The sequence below is a fragment of the Komagataeibacter saccharivorans genome, assembly GCF_004348195.1.
Classification (GTDB): Bacteria; Pseudomonadota; Alphaproteobacteria; order Acetobacterales; family Acetobacteraceae; genus Komagataeibacter; species Komagataeibacter saccharivorans.
On the sequence record NZ_CP036406.1, the window covers coordinates 24,420 to 39,025 of the forward strand.

Genomic DNA, 14,606 nt, shown 5'->3' on the forward strand with positions numbered 1-14,606 from the left:
AGCATACAGGTGCGTTTGTGGAACTGGAACGGGTTTTTGTGACCGGATCTGCATGACGCGATGACAGAACTGGCAGTGTAGGCAGCGATTTTCCCGGGTTTTCCAGTGATGCGTACAGGAGATACGGTTTGCCGGGGCGGAACCACTCCGACATCGGGATCGGTCATGCTGTAATCTCTGCGGGCTGTCATGGTGATCCCCCGGTCGGATCAGTCGCCCGTGGTGGCCCTCGGGGCTGGCACCATCGGGGAAGGATCTGGATGACGACCATCGGACCACCACAGCATGGGCACGGCGGTGGCGTGGCCGGTTCGGCTTCCGGGACTTCTGGCGCTGGTGTGGATATGACCTTGAGCAGTTCCCGCACCCGGGCGAGGCTGGCCTTGCGGCTGGAACTGGCCAGCAGGCCATAATGGCGGATGCGATGAAATCCCCGTGGCAGGACATGCGTAAGCATCCGGCGGGAGACGCGGGCGTATTCAGGCGGCGATGGTATTGTGGACCTGCTGGTGGGCTTTCCAGTGCCAGGGCAGGAGTTCATGGAGGCGTGGATTGGGGATGTCATTGATCCGTGCCAGGACATCAGCGAGCCATGCATGGGGATCGACATCGTTCAGGCGCGCGGTGACGATCAGGGAATACATGGCGGCGGCGCGCTCTCCGCCACGATCGGACCCGGCGAACAACCAGGCTTTCCTGCCCAGGGCGATGCCGCGCAGGGCGCGTTCTGCTGCATTGTTTGAGAGGCAGATCCGGCCGTCAGTGAGGAATCGTGTGAATGTATCGGCACGTCTGAGAAAATAGTTCATGGCGTGGGCAACGGGATTTTTTGTCGACATGCGCCGGCAACACTCCCGCATCCAGTCGAACAGATCGTCGACCAGAGGGGCTATGTCTGTTTGACGGACTGCCAGCCGATGTTCTGGGGGCGTACCGTTGATGGTGCGCTCGGCTTGGAATATGGCGTCGATCCTGCCTACTGCCTCTATGGCGAGGGGCGCCTTGTCCCTCTCGGCGATTTTGAACAGTCCCCTGCGTCCATGCGCCCAGCATCCGGCGGAGACAACCGGCGCGGGTTGGCGTCCCGGTTTCGCCAGAGTATTATAACCCGCATAGGCGTCTGACTGCAGAATGCCGGTCCAGCCGGTGAGATGGTCCGTGGGATGTTCGCCCTTGCGGTCCCGGGAATACCGGAACCAGACGGCTGGCGGTGCTGGCCCACCAAATGGACCATCATCACGCACATAATTCCACAATCGTCCGGTGACTGTCCGGCCTTTCGCCAGAACCGGCACGGTGGTGTCGTCCGCGTGCAGGCGTTGTGCCGCCAGCACATGCGCCCGGATCAGCGTAGTCAGGGGGGCCAGCGTCGCGGTGCAGGCTCCCACCCAGTCGGCCAGCGTTGATGTGTCGAGATCGATCCCTTCGCGGGCAAAGGCATCGCTCTGGCGGTTCAGCGGCAGATGCTGCAGGAACTTGTCGCACAGGATGGTCGACAGCAGCCATGGGCCGGCGCGTCCGCGCGCGATCGGATGGAAGGGGGCGGGTGGCTGGGTGATGCTCTCGCAGTCCCGGCAGGTGAACTTCTCCCGCACCGTCTGTATGACCTTGAACTGGCGCGGGATCACCTCCAGCGTCTCGGTGACGCTCTCCCCCAGTTTGCTCAGACGATCGCTGCCACAGCACGGACACTGTGTCGGTGCGGGGATGACGACCCGCTCGCGCGGCAGATCGGCACGCAGGGGCTGGCGCCCCCGGTTGCTCCTGGGTGCTGTCGCACGGACGGCGGGATCCGCCGCATTTTCGGGCGCGTCCTCGGCGAGTGTCGTCTCCAGCTCTTCCAATTCGAGTTCGAGCTGGGCCAGCAGGCGGCGCCCCCGCTCCGACGAGGCGCCGAAACGGTCCTGGCGCATCCGCGCGATAAGATGTTTGAGATGGGCAATCTGCGCTTCGGCGCTGGCCGCACGGGCTTCCGCGACCTCGGCACGCGCCTCGGCAGCGGCAAGTGCCGCGCGCAAGGCGATGATGTCGTCCGTGTCTCCCGTCATGAAGGCAGTTGATCACATGGGCGCTCAAAAGGGTACCAGTATATGCTGACCTGGCGCGGTTTTTATTATCCCGCCAGTTCAGGTCTCCATGTTTTCTGCGGATTGCGCCAGTCCACACCCTCCAGCAGACAAGTCAATTGTGACGGGGAGAGATGGATCGCTCCGTCCTTTGCCGAAGGCCACAAGAAATGCCCGCGCTCGATCCGCTTCGCATATAAGGAAAGGCCGATCCCATCGTGCCAGATCAGTTTCACCAGGTCGCCGCGTCGGCCCCTGAAGGCATAGACGTCACCCGCGAAAGGGTCACGACCCAGTGCTTCCTGGACCTTCAACGCCAGCCCGGGCATCCCCAGGCGCATATCGGTTACACCGGCCGCCAGCCATATCCTCAGCGTGGAAGGAAGCGGGATCATGATCGTAGTGCGCCCACAATCTCACGCAGACGATCAGCGGACAGCCCTGCGTCGAACTCCAGCCGCACACCGTCCGGAAAGACCAGGCTGACGGCTTGGCCGGACAGCGTTCCCTGTTCTCTCCGACGCTCCGATGGCTGCGGCTCGGGGGCCGGGGCTACCATGACAGGTATGAACGATGTCCCGCCTTTGGCCTGCGCTTTGGCCCGAGCCTCTCGCCGCCAGCGAAACACCAGACTGGGATGGATCCCATACTGTGCAGCCACCTCCCTTATGGGGCGTCGGCTCTCGTAGGACGCGATGACCACTCGCGCGCGAAATTCAGGGGCGTGCCAGCGGCGGCGATCCGAAACGATCTCGATCCGCGAGGCGTCCGCCAGCCTGTCCCGCTCATCGGTCTCTCTACCGCTCCTTTGGAGCCTCTCTGCGGTACTACCTGCGACACTCGCAGGTAGTACCGCGTCCCTATCTCTTAAATCGTTCATGCTTCATAGCTGAACCAGGCCAGAAGTATTCAGCAAGGCGTCAGTCGCCGGGAGCTTACGGACATGCAGCATGAAGCGGCGGATGAACTCATCCGTGGCGAGTGTCATGACCTGCTGCTGGTGGGCCGTGTCCCGCCGGTAGTCCTTGTAGCGGAACGTCACACCGTTTTCGTTGAACGCCAGGAGGCGGCGGTTCGAGATGGCGACACGGTGGGTATAGCGCGACAGGTAGGCCAGCACTGCTTTAGGACCGGCAAAAGGCGGTTTGGCGTAGACGACCCAGCGCGTGCTGCGCACAGGAGCCAGATACCGCATAAAGGCACGGCGGTCTGCCAGAGGGGCAAGCTGCCCCCGAAAGACCAGCCGGTCGGCATCGAAAAGTGCGCGCAGCCGGGTCAGGAACAGGCGGCGGAACAGTTTGCCCAGCACGCGAACAGGCAGCAGGAAGGCAGGGCGTGACGAGATCCAGCGCTGGCCATCGGGCGAGAGACCGCCACCCGGCACGATCATGTGCACATGGGGATGGTGGGTCAGCGCCGAACCCCAGCTGTGCAGCACGGCGGTAATGCCGATGCGGGCACCCATATGCCGGGGATCGGCGGCGATCGTCATCATCGTCTCCGAGGCGGCCTGGAACAGCAGGGCGTAGAGAACGGCCTTGTTCTGGAGCGCGATGTCGGCGATCCGCGCCGGCAGGGTGAAGACGACATGGAAATACCCGACCGGCAGCAGATCGGCCTCCCGCTCGGCCAGCCATGTCCGCGCGGCGTTCCCCTGACAGCGCGGACAATGACGATTGCGACAGCTGTTATAGGCGATCCGCCAGTGTCCACAGTCCCCGCAGGCCGCGACATGACCACCAAGGGCCGCCGTACGACAGTGTTCGATCGCCGACATGACCTTGAGCTGCTGCAGGGGGAGACGGCCGGCATGGGCTGACCGCCAGGCAGGGCCGGCAGCCCGGAAGATGTCCCCCAGTTCGAGGGAGGCGGACATGACCGCCCCCGCCCGGGGATCAGCCGTCGGGCCTCGCCTGCGTTGTCGCCAGCATGCCCAGTCTGTCGAGCGGACTGATGACGGCCCGCACGGTCCGTGTCGCAACTTTTGTATAAAGGGCCGTGGTCTCCAGACGGGAATGACCTAGCAGAACCTGGATTACGCGGACATCAACACCATCCTCAAGCAGGTGCGTGGCAAAGCTGTGCCGCAGGGTATGAGGCCCCACACGTCTGGTGATCGAAGCAGCCCGCGCGGCATCGACAACCACACGATGGAGTTGCCGTGTGCTGATGGGCCTCATGGTGTCCTGCCCGGGAAAAAGCCAGCCACCGGAATGCATCACGCCCTGCTGGCGTCCGGCCTTCCACCACTCCCGCAGCAGGGGCAGAAGGTCTGCAGGAAGCATGGCGTTGCGATATCGTCCCCCTTTGCCCCGTTCGACCCTGAGCAGCATACGCTCGCTGTCGATATCACTGATCTTGAGAGCGGCGACCTCGGCCACCCGCAGGCCTGCCCCATAGGCGACCGACAGGGCCGCCTGATGCTTGAGGCACACGGTCGCGTTGAGCAACCGGGCAACTTCATCGCGGCTCAGCACGACGGGCAGGTTGCGGGGCTGCGCCACCCGGACCAGCCTGCGTGCAAGGTCGGGGCGGTCGAGCGTCTGGGTGAAGAAAAACCGCAGCGCCGACACGATGGCATTCATGGTCGGTGTCGGCATGCCAGCCGCGTTCTGTGCAATCTGGAACTGGCGCACATCCTCGACTGTTGCCGTGTGGGGTGAGCGGCCCAGAAACGTGGCGAAACGGCCGACATCGCGAAGGTAATTGCGCTGCGTCTCCCGGGAGAACCGCCGCACCGCCATGTCATCAAGCAGGCGCTGGCGAAGGGGACTGATTGCAGCAATGCACAGGGACTCTGTCATCATCCGGCTCCTTCTGGTGGGAAGAAGCCAGAGTGCTTGGCCCGATCAGGGCAGTTCCAAATAAAACAGATCGCTCACGCCGTGGTGACAGACCTTCACATCGCACCAATCCCGCGCAGCGGGTTCGTTCTCCCCCCCTGAACTGCCTGTCTGCTCAGTAATATGGAACCAGACAGGCAGCAGTCGCCTTCTTGTCGGCCCTTCTAGCATAATTCGTTGTGCCCAATAGCTGACATCGTATGGCTTCAGCTTCTGGAAACAGAAACTGAAGCGCTTTTAGTTTCATTCCAAACCGCTGGCCCATTGTATTTAAAAGGCACTAGTATTGAATTATCGAGTAGTCGTCCATAACATTGACCCTGAATATTTTTCCCACTCACAATAACAACAGCCTCGTCTAAATTATTGTATTTACCTAACAAGTTAATTAATTTATAAATTCCACGAGGATTCCCATTAAACATGAATAGACATTTCCCAATTAATATATTCCCAATATTCGTATAACAAGCGCGACTTATATTTAGAGAAGCTATATCGCCAGACATCATCCCATATTTATTACGTCTATTTGTAAAGTGAAAAAGTTCCATTTTGGATAACTTTTGTTTGCTTATTGGGTAAGGTGCAAGTAAGAAAGCCAGTATACCTGTGATCGAAAAGGCCCATATCATTATGTGCCGAGCAAGCTCATACCACCTATTTCCTAATTGTGGTGGGATACAAGAGCAACACATTGCAACAAGAAAAATCGCCATAATAGACACAAGATATCCGCGATATAGATGTAATCTCATTTAAGACTGTTCCGTCTGTCCAATGAAAGGAAATTTAAAAAAATCTTATGATACCCGAATATGATATTCCATATTTTAACAACAGATCTTCCGCTTCCCTTCCCAAAGCGATCCGCAGGATGCTGCGCAAGCGGCATATGCCATGATCAAAAGGCACCTATTTTCCGCTCACACTAACGGGTTCCGAGTTTTAACTTTCGCACTTTGAGATTCGGCCAAATTTAGAACCTCCAAGCCGACGATTACTGCTCTTGTTAGAGCTGTATGAGCGTCAAGTCCCCAGACTTGCGTCAAAAATGGAAATATTTTCGTAGAGAATAGTCTTACGATATTAACCTTATCTATGATCGTAAGGATGGCGTCAGGTTTTGCTCCGCAGTTATCCCATGCATACTTGAAGCCTTCTCTAGCTACACGCTCCCATTCTGCGTTTCGCCGTGCCTCTAATATGGCAGGCCATACAGCATCATATGCTGCCTTTCTGCCTGCATCATTATCCATCTGATAGTCGTAGATTGCTTTGATAGCTTCTTCATTGAAAGGAAGATCAACAGCCAGATCTAACTGCATGCCTGTACGTGGATCTATGGCATACACCTTTCGAACAGGCTCTCCTTGATATCCGTGTCCCAAACAAACAACGGCACGATTAATGCCGAAATATTCCGCGTAACCGAGAATCAAACCAGTGTCTGGTCTGGCTTCAATGGCAATGCAGTGTAATGGGACACCTGTCGGCCGTTCGACGATGAGATCTCCTATGTAGTAGTAACCGAAGCACGGTGCTTTAGAGCCACGTAAATATCCCACGGCATCCTGACACAAATCGACAGGCAGACCTGCGTCGTATGCGAGAGCAAGTGTACTTTTCACGAGAGACCGTCCGGATTCTTCTCCGCCGAACTGCAGATTTAACTGAATGGGAGCTTTTAGGTATGTTTCTTCCACTCTGATACAAGCCAACGACGCTTCAATATCAATCTCTGGATGCTTTCTCTTTAAACCGTTTAATACCTTGCGACCATCTGCTCTCGATCCTACCTGAATCTTGTAGGTGTTTCCTATCGCAGGATCTGCTTTCTCGATGATTGGTTTTAACATTTCTAACGAGCCACCTGGGCCGAGAAGAAACTCTTCACCGGCGGTGGTTGCAACCTTCATTTTGAGTGCTTGACCACCCTGACGTTTTACGCCGAAGTTCAGGATCAGGGGCTGAAGCTGTTTTGCCAGTTCACCGTCCCAAGTCGCACCGGCTTCGTTGTTACAGTGACCATGAAGAAAGTCGCTGACTGTGCGACGTCCACCGAGTGATGCGGGGATGATATGCTCTTCTGAATTGTCAGAAGCTGTAATTTCTTTACCACAGATGGCGCAAACAGGTTTCATGGGCAGTCCAGTTCTTCGCTCTAAGAAGTATTATATGTCTGTCGCTAACTGCTGTGAAATCGGGGCATATCATTCAGACAGCGCATCCCAAAATCAACGCCATGAGTTCCCCTCTTGCCGCAGACCGATAGGTCTTTTGTCAACGTGACCTAGCACTACAGTTGCAGTTTGTTTCGTTCCGTAATTGTTCATGGCTTCCATGCTTTCCAGAAGGCTCGAATGTCAGGCGGTCTACGTTGAGAAAAACTGTAAATTCTTCGTCTTTCTAGACTGGAACACAAAGTGCAACTGTAGTGCTAGGCTATTTTAATTGAATACCCTGACTTTCAATCTGACCGCTTTTGCTCTTTATCGTCATCAAGCGGACCTTCTGCCCCCCCCGTTGCCGTCATTTTGTCCAACCATTCAGCCTAACCCACGCTTCATTCAGGATCGCACTGGTAACAGCGCGATCTGAAACAGTGGCAACCAGATCTGGATGATCCAGCAGGACACCATAGAGTTCCCGCATATCATCCAGATCGACATCCGGGATTTGTGCGACCATAGCCCGGACGGTCCCCAGAACGCTGTCATTCAGGGGCTTCTGCCCCTCTCTAAATCGTAGATAGGCTTCGTGGGTCTCGATAGTCTCTGCCTGACGCTCGGCCAGCACCAGCGGTTTTAACACATCAACAAACGCGGTTACGGCTTCGGGTCCCAAAATCATATCTTTTCCTTTTCGTGCGATGAACTCAACGGATACCAGTAGCTACATATCACGCCCTGCCGTCCGCGTCGGACGCCGATCGCGTTCACGCACCTCCTCTTCCTGACGCTGTCTGGCCGCCTGCGCCTGCTGACGCCGCTTTTCGTCGACAACACGTTCCAGTTTCTCGGCCACGTCCTGCGTCTGAAACGCCATACGCCTTAACGTGCGGTCGATATCGTCCCATTTTTCCTGCGGCACCGCAGTAACTTCCCGAGCCGCCATACGGGACCTGAACCCTGCCCCCGGTGTCTTTCCCTGCTGCCGGGCCGCCTCATTGACATGGCTCTGGCGGATCCACCGCGTTGTGTTCTTTTCATACCGGAGCCGAACCTGTTCAAGGTCGATCGCCAGGTCCTTGTACTCGTGCCGCCCCATGTCGCCGGCAATCCGATCCAACAGGTCCTCCAGCGTCACGGGTGTCGCGTCCCCCAGCGGACGGGAAAATGATTCCGCCTCCCGTACCGGCGCTTCCGCCACCCGGGTCCAGCACGTATGAACGTGCCGGCTCTCGGCCACATAGGCGGTAAACCCGGTGACGGACGAGCTGCCGCGCGGCATGGCGTTGATATGCTCGTCAGATGTGATGCCCTGCGCGGAATCAATCGTCATCGCATGGCCCGGACCCAGCCTGATACGCCCGGTTGCCCTGTCCGCCAGACGCTCCCACGGTACCATGCCGGTCACGCCGCGGGTGTTCCTCAGGACAATGCCTTTATCATTCCAACCCTCCACCTCCACGAAATCGCCATTGGAACCAAGGTCGCGCCAGCGCCACCCCCTTCCATCAGCCCGTGCCACCTGACACTGGATCCGTGAGAACAGCCTGACACGGTCGCCCTTCGAGATGGGCAGGTCATAGGTTTCCCCGCGCTGGTCGATGGCCGCGCGAATGATTTCCTCGTGCCCGATCTCGTTACGGGCGCGCAGCCGTTCGCGCACGGCCAGACTAAGAGCAAGAACATCCTCATTCGTCGGCGCTGACATGGTTATGCCACGCTTCGCGCCACTGGCGCGCAGCATGTCCCGCCGCCTGAGATAGAAATCGGCCAGTTCGGCCACGACCTGGGCGTGGTCGCCACCAACAAGACTGAACGTGCCGTCGCGGCGCTTCATGTCGATCGCCTCCCGGGCGCGCGCGGTGTCCTTCGCTTTCTGCTCCACCTCGCTGAGATCAAGCTGCCTGCCGGGGCTTCGGAACAGCCCGGCAATTTCGCGGGCACGGGCCGATTTCTGACGGATGGTGCTGAGGAGTTCCGGCCGTGCCTCGGGTGGCAGCACACGTTCCAGAATCTCGACGCTGTCGCCTGCCTCAATCGCCTGCGCCTGCTGGCGGTCTCCCAGAAGGCGGACCGAAAAGCCGACTTCCTTCTGCAGCCGCAGGATTTCAAGGAGCTGGCGCGGGGCGATCTGACTTACCTCGTCCAGCACCAGAACAGTATCCCGGTCGACCGCCAGCGTGCCCTTCGCGATGCCATCAAGAAGTGGAGTGAGAGCGAGCGTCCGGGCAATGCCGGCATCCTTGAGCGCATCCGCCTGCCGCCATGCGATGGCCGCCCCGATCAGGTTCCGGCCGTCCTCCTTCCATGCCGAGACCAGCGGCCTGAGAAGCGTGGTCTTGCCTGATCCCGCAACGCCCGTCAGGAAGCCAAGGCCGCCTGCCCGCCCCAACGCATAGATGGCCGCAAGCTGGGCACGGCCATGATCGGGATCGCGGTCAAAATCCAGTCCCGACCCGGCAATGGCGCGGGTGATCGCCTCATCAGACAGGGCGCCCTCCTGCGTCCGGGACGCAAGGCCCGCCAGATCACCCATTTCCGTCTCGATCGCAACCTGCCTCGATGTTGCAATCCGCACTTTCCGGTCCTGTTCACGGATGACGAACCCGACCCGTTCACCGTCGACTTCAATGCCCCGCCTCTCAATCATGTCGGCCACATGATCGACATCCTGCCGCCCCTTGATGCCGGTTGCGATCAATGCATGCGCCGCGTGCATGCGAAACACATCGCGATCGAGTACAGCCGCCGTCCTGAACTCTTCGGCGATGAGGCGGGACGCAATCCCGTAAGCCTTTTCGTAACGCTCCGGGTCAGGCAATTCCCGGGAAACGTCGTCGGTCAGGACCGTGCTGTGGTGCCACCCGAGTTCCTCGGCCTGCTCGCGCCAGATTTCCCGGTCATTGGTGCCGGTATATTTCTTCGAGCGATAGGCAAGGTTCGCCTGATGCAGCACCCTGAACTTCTGTTCGGCCGACATGGTGTTCCAGTCACCACCCTGTCGCTTCACGAATGCCTTTGCCTGCGTTTCGGCCTGATGGCTCCGTTTCGAGAAGGCGTCACAGACGGATCTCGGAATGCTTTCGATGACAATGGCCTTGCCCCGCTCGTCAGGCCGGACCCTGACGCCAAGCCCGCGAAGCTGCTGCGCCAGCTCCGCCTGAAAGTAGGCCCCAAACAGATGGGACGTGGTCTTCGTGATCCGGGCGGTATCAAGGGAACCCAGATGCCCGCTTTCCGTCGCAACGGCATTGAAGACCGGATTATGAATATGCGCCTGCGGATCACCCGGGATCGGAATCTCCACGGACGCCGTGGCACCGCCCGCACCATCCTGAATGTGCATCGCCGGTCGGGCAGCATAATGCCGAAAAGAGACCCAGGCGACCTCCCCTTCCTCGGTCCAGCCTTCGCCGCCCTTACCCCGGCGTGCGACCCCGATCTCCTTGCCGATGAATGCCATGGCCCGGTCATTGGCCTGCTGGATGGCATGCCAGATCAGGGCCTGTTCGGCCTTCGTGGCGGCAAACTCGGCGGCCAGTGTCACCGACTTGTCGGGCGATGCGGTGAAATCCACGCCTGATATCGTGCGGTTCGCATGCGCGCCGGGCCATTCCTTGCCATCAGATGCGCGCTTGCACTCGAACAGGCGGGCCAGCGCTTCATCGCTTGGCGGAGCCGTCACGTCTATTCCCAGCGCGTCCGCAATCCGTCCGCCGAGACCTGCCCCCCAGGCGCCGTGCCCATCACGCCCCGTATAGTAGCTGTTCAGGCGACCACCGCTCTCCACGTCACGGGTCGGATCACGGTCGGTCCGCACATCCGTCTCGGGCTCGGGCATGTGTTCACGCAGGTAGGCGACGATCAGCCTGCCGGCGCCGTCTGCCGCGAGCTTGCGATAGGTAATCATGGTGCATCGCCCGCGGTTACCGGCGCAGGCGACACGAGGGTCTCAAGGGTCGCCTGAACACTGCGCAGCACTTCTGTCTGGGTAACGACAGCGGTGGCCAGTGCTTCAAGGGCTTCACTCACCCTGTTGGTATCGTCCTCTTCGGAAGGGCTCACCAGCCGAAGGATCTCCTTCACCCCCTGCTCCGTGCTTTCCGTCTGGGTGCTGATCTGCAGAAGCATCCGGACCAATGCCGGGTCAACAACAGGCTGCGGGTTACTGGGGTCCGCCATGTTCAATCCACTCCCTTGTAAATGGGAGCCACTATCGCCCCGGCGTTTGTGGGTGCTGTTCCGGATGACCGCCTCCCTTCCATGAGAAGGCAGGCGCGGACGGTCTGTGGCGATGTCTGGAACGCTCTGAGAGCCACGGTGAGAGGACGCATTCGCAACCCACCATCGGGCCACGGCGTCAGGAAAATGACTAGGGCGAGGACGACTACAGCCCGCCACCAGGCGGTCTTCCTGTCGCCCCCGGCAGGGGGCACCCGGAACGGGTGCATTTGTATATGGACTTAAGAATTTTCTGTAGTCCTTTTGTAGTCCTCATATAGTGATGGCGTAGCCGAACCGTGGTCTTATTGTAATCGTGGCGTGATCGTGATATGCCTCTGGCAGCGCCACAGGGCGCGCTCCAGTGGGATCAGGAGAGTGAGATGTCTGCGGGAACCATCGGCATTGAAGGGGCACTGACGGCGCTTGATGAAGCGCGCGGAACGCTGTCGTTGCGGGCATGGATGGAACGGCATCGCGCGGAAATCCTGCGTCATTGCGATGGTCGCCGCATTGACTGGGTGGCCCTGTGTCGATGGTTCACCGAGGTCGGACTGGTGAATGCGCGGGGGCTGGCTCCGACCGTAAAATGCGCCAAGATGATGTGGTACCGCGTGGGCAAATGGATGGCGGCCCGTAAGGAGCGCGCTGATGTCCACGCCACAGAAGCACAGCAGACCGGACCAGCAGCCGTTCAGGTGGACGCACGACGCTCCAGTCCGGCAACAGATCGGCGCACGCGGCACGAAGAAGATGAGCATCTTCGCAACAGAATGGCAGAAGCCGAGCGTGCAGCAGCATGGGCACGCGAAAAGCGCGCGTCTGATGAGGCAGCCGCACTTCAGCAGAAGCGACAGGCCGAGTTTGATGCACGGAAGCCCATCGGCGCCGCAGCAGATCAGGCAACCACCCCCCCGGGTCAATATCCCAAACAGAAGATCCTGAGCGACGCGCGGGGCATGGCCTTACCGCCCTGCGAGGAAGAGAATTTCCCTCCCGCCAAAAAAGGGGAAATCAGCGGTGCAACAGGACATCCATGGAAGTTTGATGACCTTCCGGGCTACCCGAGCAAGTGGCATTTTGAATATGAACTGGACTGGGTTCGCGTCGTCTCGCGCATGCTGCGCGAGCGTCACGAAACAAACCGTACCATGACGATGGATGAGGAAGATGTCGTCATGTGTGGGCAATCCTACAAATACGTCATCTGATCTCCCCTGTCCGGACCCACAACCGGATGACCGATATTCCCATGAGGCAGGCAACAGGGCCTGTCCATCATGAGGAGTCAGTCATCCATGAGTGCTGGAAATTCAAAAGCCGAGAGCACCACCAGCTATCGCGCCGTATGGCGTCTGGGGCGCGGTCGTGGAGGCGGCAGCCTTGGGTGCGCCGTAATTGCCCATAATGCGATTGAAGCCGGTCGGCCCACGCTTGTTGCTGACGGCGACGTAAACAACCCTACCCTTTCGCGAATTTTCGATCCGAACGGGAAAAACGGAATCGAACGACCGCTTGATGCCGAGCTGGAAACCAGCAAAACGTGGCTCGCTGCATCTCTGGCCACCGCCATAAGCCGTCAGGCCTCAATCATCATTGATATGGGCGGCGGGGACCGCGTGAGCGAAGAACTCGCCAATGAAGTCCCCTTGGCCGACTTCCTCAAAGGGAACGGATTTATCCCGACATTCATGTATTTTACCGGGCCCGAACGTGATGACTTTGATCATGCCTATCGCATCTGGTCATCGTCTGCATTTCGGGACGTGGACTCTATTCTGATCATGAACGAAGGGTTAAGTCGGACGCACAGCAAAACCAAAGACCCTTTTGAATGGGTGAGGGAGGATAACCGCTTTCGGGAAATGCGACAGAGTGGGGTTCTTCCGGTGAAGATGCCTGCCCTGACATGCATGAAATATCTTGAGGAAGGTGGCCTGACAGTTTTCGATGCAATTGCAGGCAAACCAACGAGCAACGGAAAGCCGCTCAACCCGCTGTGGAAATTCATGGCCGAGAAATGGCTGCAAGAGTTCACGGCAGCCTTAAAAGCAAGCGGAGCTACAAAATGGCTTCCCTGACCGACAGTAACGGCAATCCGTTCCAGCAGGCGCGCGAGCGCCTGCTGATACGCCTTCATGATGCAGGCATAACGCCTGACAGCCCTCTAGGCGTGCTGTTGCTGGAATATCTTTCGATGATCCAGACCGGGGCTGCCGACACGTCGACCGCGTCACAGAGCGCTCGTGACAGCCTTCACTCGGCCGTCACGCTACTCGAAGCGTTCCGGCCCGAAATGGATAAGGCGCTAGCTGCCGTTACCCAGATGGAACAGGTTGGCAGAGGCCGTATCGAAAGACAGGTACTGTTTCTGGAGCGCGAGAAACAGAACATTGTCGGAACAATGGTGAGCGCAGTTACGGAAGACCTGCGAACGCAGGTGTTCCACAGGATACGCGAGGCACTGCCGACGCAGGAGGTCAAGTTCTACCGCGAAGCGCGATGGCGCGCCTATACGCGGCTTGTCATGGGCGGGGTCATTCTGGTGGTTCTCGGCTCGGCCCTGACGATGGCTGCGACGTGGCCGCAGTTCAGGCGCGGCGAATACTGCACCAGCCACACGTACATCAACCCGAACACCAGCCGGGCCTGGTGCGATCTGGACGACGACACGCCCCAACCCCAATCCACGGGATCGTAAAGATGTCCGCCTCCCGCGTCACGCGGGAGGGCCGCACCCACAATGCGAACACACATAACACCAGAAGGCGGGGCATTACCCCAATGAGACAGCCGGGCCGTCCCGCATGGCAACAGGCAGTAGCAGCGATGGCCGCAGAACGGAAAGCAGCAGAAGAATGGATGATCATGGAGGCGCAGGGGGAAGGCAGGGCGTATCGCGGGAAGCGTCTCGCGCTGCGGTTCGTCCGCGAAATCCCGATCGCCGGACGGATCGAGATGACACGGGCCGGTTGGCGCTACAGCGCCGCCCGGGAGGAATGGAGCGTTGTCGTGCTTGCGGAGACGGCAGCACGACGTGAGGCTGAACTGGACCGGTTTTCAGCGACATGGAACGGTCGTCGGGCGATTGCCGAAGGACCTTCCGGCGCTGTCCGCGCGGTCAGGTCCGAAGCATCCTGAACAAGCCCGACGGTCATGCGTATGGGGCGAGGCCGCGCCTTGCGCCCTACGCATGACGGCCGGAGTGCGGAGAGGGTTGCGCAGCCGCGCGAGCGGGGCCGAAGGCCGACTTGACGGCGCGGACGGCGCTACCCACGCTGGACCATGGCGTATACGCGCTGCAC

The 14,606-nt window shown here is 59.2% G+C and carries 13 protein-coding genes and 2 pseudogenes; 4 read left to right on the forward strand and 11 right to left on the reverse strand.

Annotated elements, in window-relative coordinates; genetic code table 11:
• Positions 1–187 precede the first annotated feature (187 nt).
• The 11 genes and pseudogenes from KSAC_RS15290 to KSAC_RS15340 all read right to left on the reverse strand — a co-directional run.
• A pseudogene (locus tag KSAC_RS15290) lies at positions 188–463 on the reverse strand (transposase); the annotation flags it as partial.
• Between the two features lie 16 nt (positions 464–479).
• The gene (tnpC, locus tag KSAC_RS15295) at positions 480–2,048 is read right to left on the reverse strand and encodes an IS66 family transposase (RefSeq protein ID WP_075594768.1); all 1,569 of its coding nucleotides are present in this window, start codon (positions 2,046–2,048) and stop codon (positions 480–482) included.
• A gap of 65 nt (positions 2,049–2,113) precedes the next feature.
• Entirely contained in the window at positions 2,114–2,461 is a 348-nt protein-coding gene (tnpB, locus tag KSAC_RS15300; RefSeq protein ID WP_019092242.1) for an IS66 family insertion sequence element accessory protein TnpB, read from the reverse strand.
• Positions 2,458–2,946, reverse strand: a complete 489-nt coding sequence (gene tnpA / locus KSAC_RS15305; RefSeq protein ID WP_061276868.1) for an IS66-like element accessory protein TnpA — start codon at positions 2,944–2,946, stop codon at positions 2,458–2,460. Before tnpA ends, tnpB begins: the two co-directional genes overlap by 4 nt.
• Positions 2,947–3,006: 60 nt before the next feature.
• Positions 3,007–3,942 (reverse strand): annotated as a pseudogene (locus tag KSAC_RS15310) (IS91 family transposase); the annotation flags it as partial.
• Positions 3,943–3,961: 19 nt separating this feature from the next.
• Positions 3,962–4,873, reverse strand: a complete 912-nt coding sequence (locus tag KSAC_RS15315) for a tyrosine-type recombinase/integrase (RefSeq protein WP_053323831.1) — start codon at positions 4,871–4,873, stop codon at positions 3,962–3,964.
• Between the two features lie 242 nt (positions 4,874–5,115).
• Positions 5,116–5,628, reverse strand: coding sequence for a hypothetical protein (locus KSAC_RS15320; RefSeq protein ID WP_165927367.1), 513 nt, complete (start codon positions 5,626–5,628; stop codon positions 5,116–5,118).
• Between the two features lie 207 nt (positions 5,629–5,835).
• A complete protein-coding gene (locus tag KSAC_RS15325; protein WP_132306609.1) occupies positions 5,836–7,053 on the reverse strand; it encodes an HNH endonuclease in 1,218 nt (405 codons plus the stop codon).
• Positions 7,054–7,441: 388 nt separating this feature from the next.
• On the reverse strand, positions 7,442–7,762 hold the full coding sequence (locus KSAC_RS15330) for a hypothetical protein (RefSeq protein ID WP_132306611.1): 321 nt from the start codon (positions 7,760–7,762) through the stop codon (positions 7,442–7,444).
• A 42-nt stretch (positions 7,763–7,804) separates the two neighbouring features.
• Positions 7,805–10,990 (reverse strand): MobF family relaxase, encoded by a 3,186-nt coding sequence (gene mobF / locus KSAC_RS15335; protein WP_132306613.1) that lies wholly within the window; start codon positions 10,988–10,990, stop codon positions 7,805–7,807.
• Positions 10,987–11,262, reverse strand: a complete 276-nt coding sequence (locus KSAC_RS15340; protein ID WP_132306615.1) for a hypothetical protein — start codon at positions 11,260–11,262, stop codon at positions 10,987–10,989. The genes mobF and KSAC_RS15340 overlap by 4 nt, the downstream gene beginning before the upstream one ends.
• 422 nt (positions 11,263–11,684) lie before the next feature.
• On the opposite strand from KSAC_RS15340, the gene KSAC_RS15345 reads away from it, so the two are divergent.
• From KSAC_RS15345 to KSAC_RS15360, 4 genes are all read left to right on the forward strand, one after another.
• The gene (locus KSAC_RS15345) at positions 11,685–12,512 is read left to right on the forward strand and encodes a hypothetical protein (RefSeq protein WP_132306617.1); all 828 of its coding nucleotides are present in this window, start codon (positions 11,685–11,687) and stop codon (positions 12,510–12,512) included.
• A gap of 87 nt (positions 12,513–12,599) precedes the next feature.
• On the forward strand, positions 12,600–13,382 hold the full coding sequence (locus tag KSAC_RS15350) for a hypothetical protein (RefSeq protein ID WP_132306619.1): 783 nt from the start codon (positions 12,600–12,602) through the stop codon (positions 13,380–13,382).
• Positions 13,370–14,002, forward strand: coding sequence for a hypothetical protein (locus KSAC_RS15355; protein ID WP_132306621.1), 633 nt, complete (start codon positions 13,370–13,372; stop codon positions 14,000–14,002). The genes KSAC_RS15350 and KSAC_RS15355 overlap by 13 nt, the downstream gene beginning before the upstream one ends.
• 128 nt (positions 14,003–14,130) lie before the next feature.
• Positions 14,131–14,442 carry a hypothetical protein gene (locus KSAC_RS15360; RefSeq protein WP_132306623.1) on the forward strand — a complete coding sequence of 104 codons (312 nt, stop codon included), beginning with the start codon at positions 14,131–14,133 and terminating at the stop codon, positions 14,440–14,442.
• Positions 14,443–14,606: the final 164 nt, after the last annotated feature.

Bases quoted from the DNA above. Each gene is read 5' to 3' on its own strand.
- tnpC (WP_075594768.1), bottom strand. From the start codon at position 2,048: ATGACGGGAGACACGGACGACATCATCGCCTTGCGCGCGGCACTTGCC.
- KSAC_RS15325 (WP_132306609.1), bottom strand. From the start codon at position 7,053: ATGAAACCTGTTTGCGCCATCTGTGGTAAAGAAATTACAGCTTCTGAC.
- KSAC_RS15350 (WP_132306619.1), top strand. From the start codon at position 12,600: ATGAGTGCTGGAAATTCAAAAGCCGAGAGCACCACCAGCTATCGCGCC.
- KSAC_RS15355 (WP_132306621.1), top strand. From the start codon at position 13,370: ATGGCTTCCCTGACCGACAGTAACGGCAATCCGTTCCAGCAGGCGCGC.
- KSAC_RS15320 (WP_165927367.1), bottom strand. From the start codon at position 5,628: ATGGCGATTTTTCTTGTTGCAATGTGTTGCTCTTGTATCCCACCACAA.
- KSAC_RS15345 (WP_132306617.1), top strand. From the start codon at position 11,685: ATGTCTGCGGGAACCATCGGCATTGAAGGGGCACTGACGGCGCTTGAT.
- tnpA (WP_061276868.1), bottom strand. From the start codon at position 2,946: ATGAACGATTTAAGAGATAGGGACGCGGTACTACCTGCGAGTGTCGCA.
- KSAC_RS15340 (WP_132306615.1), bottom strand. From the start codon at position 11,262: ATGGCGGACCCCAGTAACCCGCAGCCTGTTGTTGACCCGGCATTGGTC.
- KSAC_RS15315 (WP_053323831.1), bottom strand. From the start codon at position 4,873: ATGATGACAGAGTCCCTGTGCATTGCTGCAATCAGTCCCCTTCGCCAG.
- KSAC_RS15360 (WP_132306623.1), top strand. From the start codon at position 14,131: ATGGCCGCAGAACGGAAAGCAGCAGAAGAATGGATGATCATGGAGGCG.
- mobF (WP_132306613.1), bottom strand. From the start codon at position 10,990: ATGATTACCTATCGCAAGCTCGCGGCAGACGGCGCCGGCAGGCTGATC.
- tnpB (WP_019092242.1), bottom strand. From the start codon at position 2,461: ATGATCCCGCTTCCTTCCACGCTGAGGATATGGCTGGCGGCCGGTGTA.
- KSAC_RS15330 (WP_132306611.1), bottom strand. From the start codon at position 7,762: ATGATTTTGGGACCCGAAGCCGTAACCGCGTTTGTTGATGTGTTAAAA.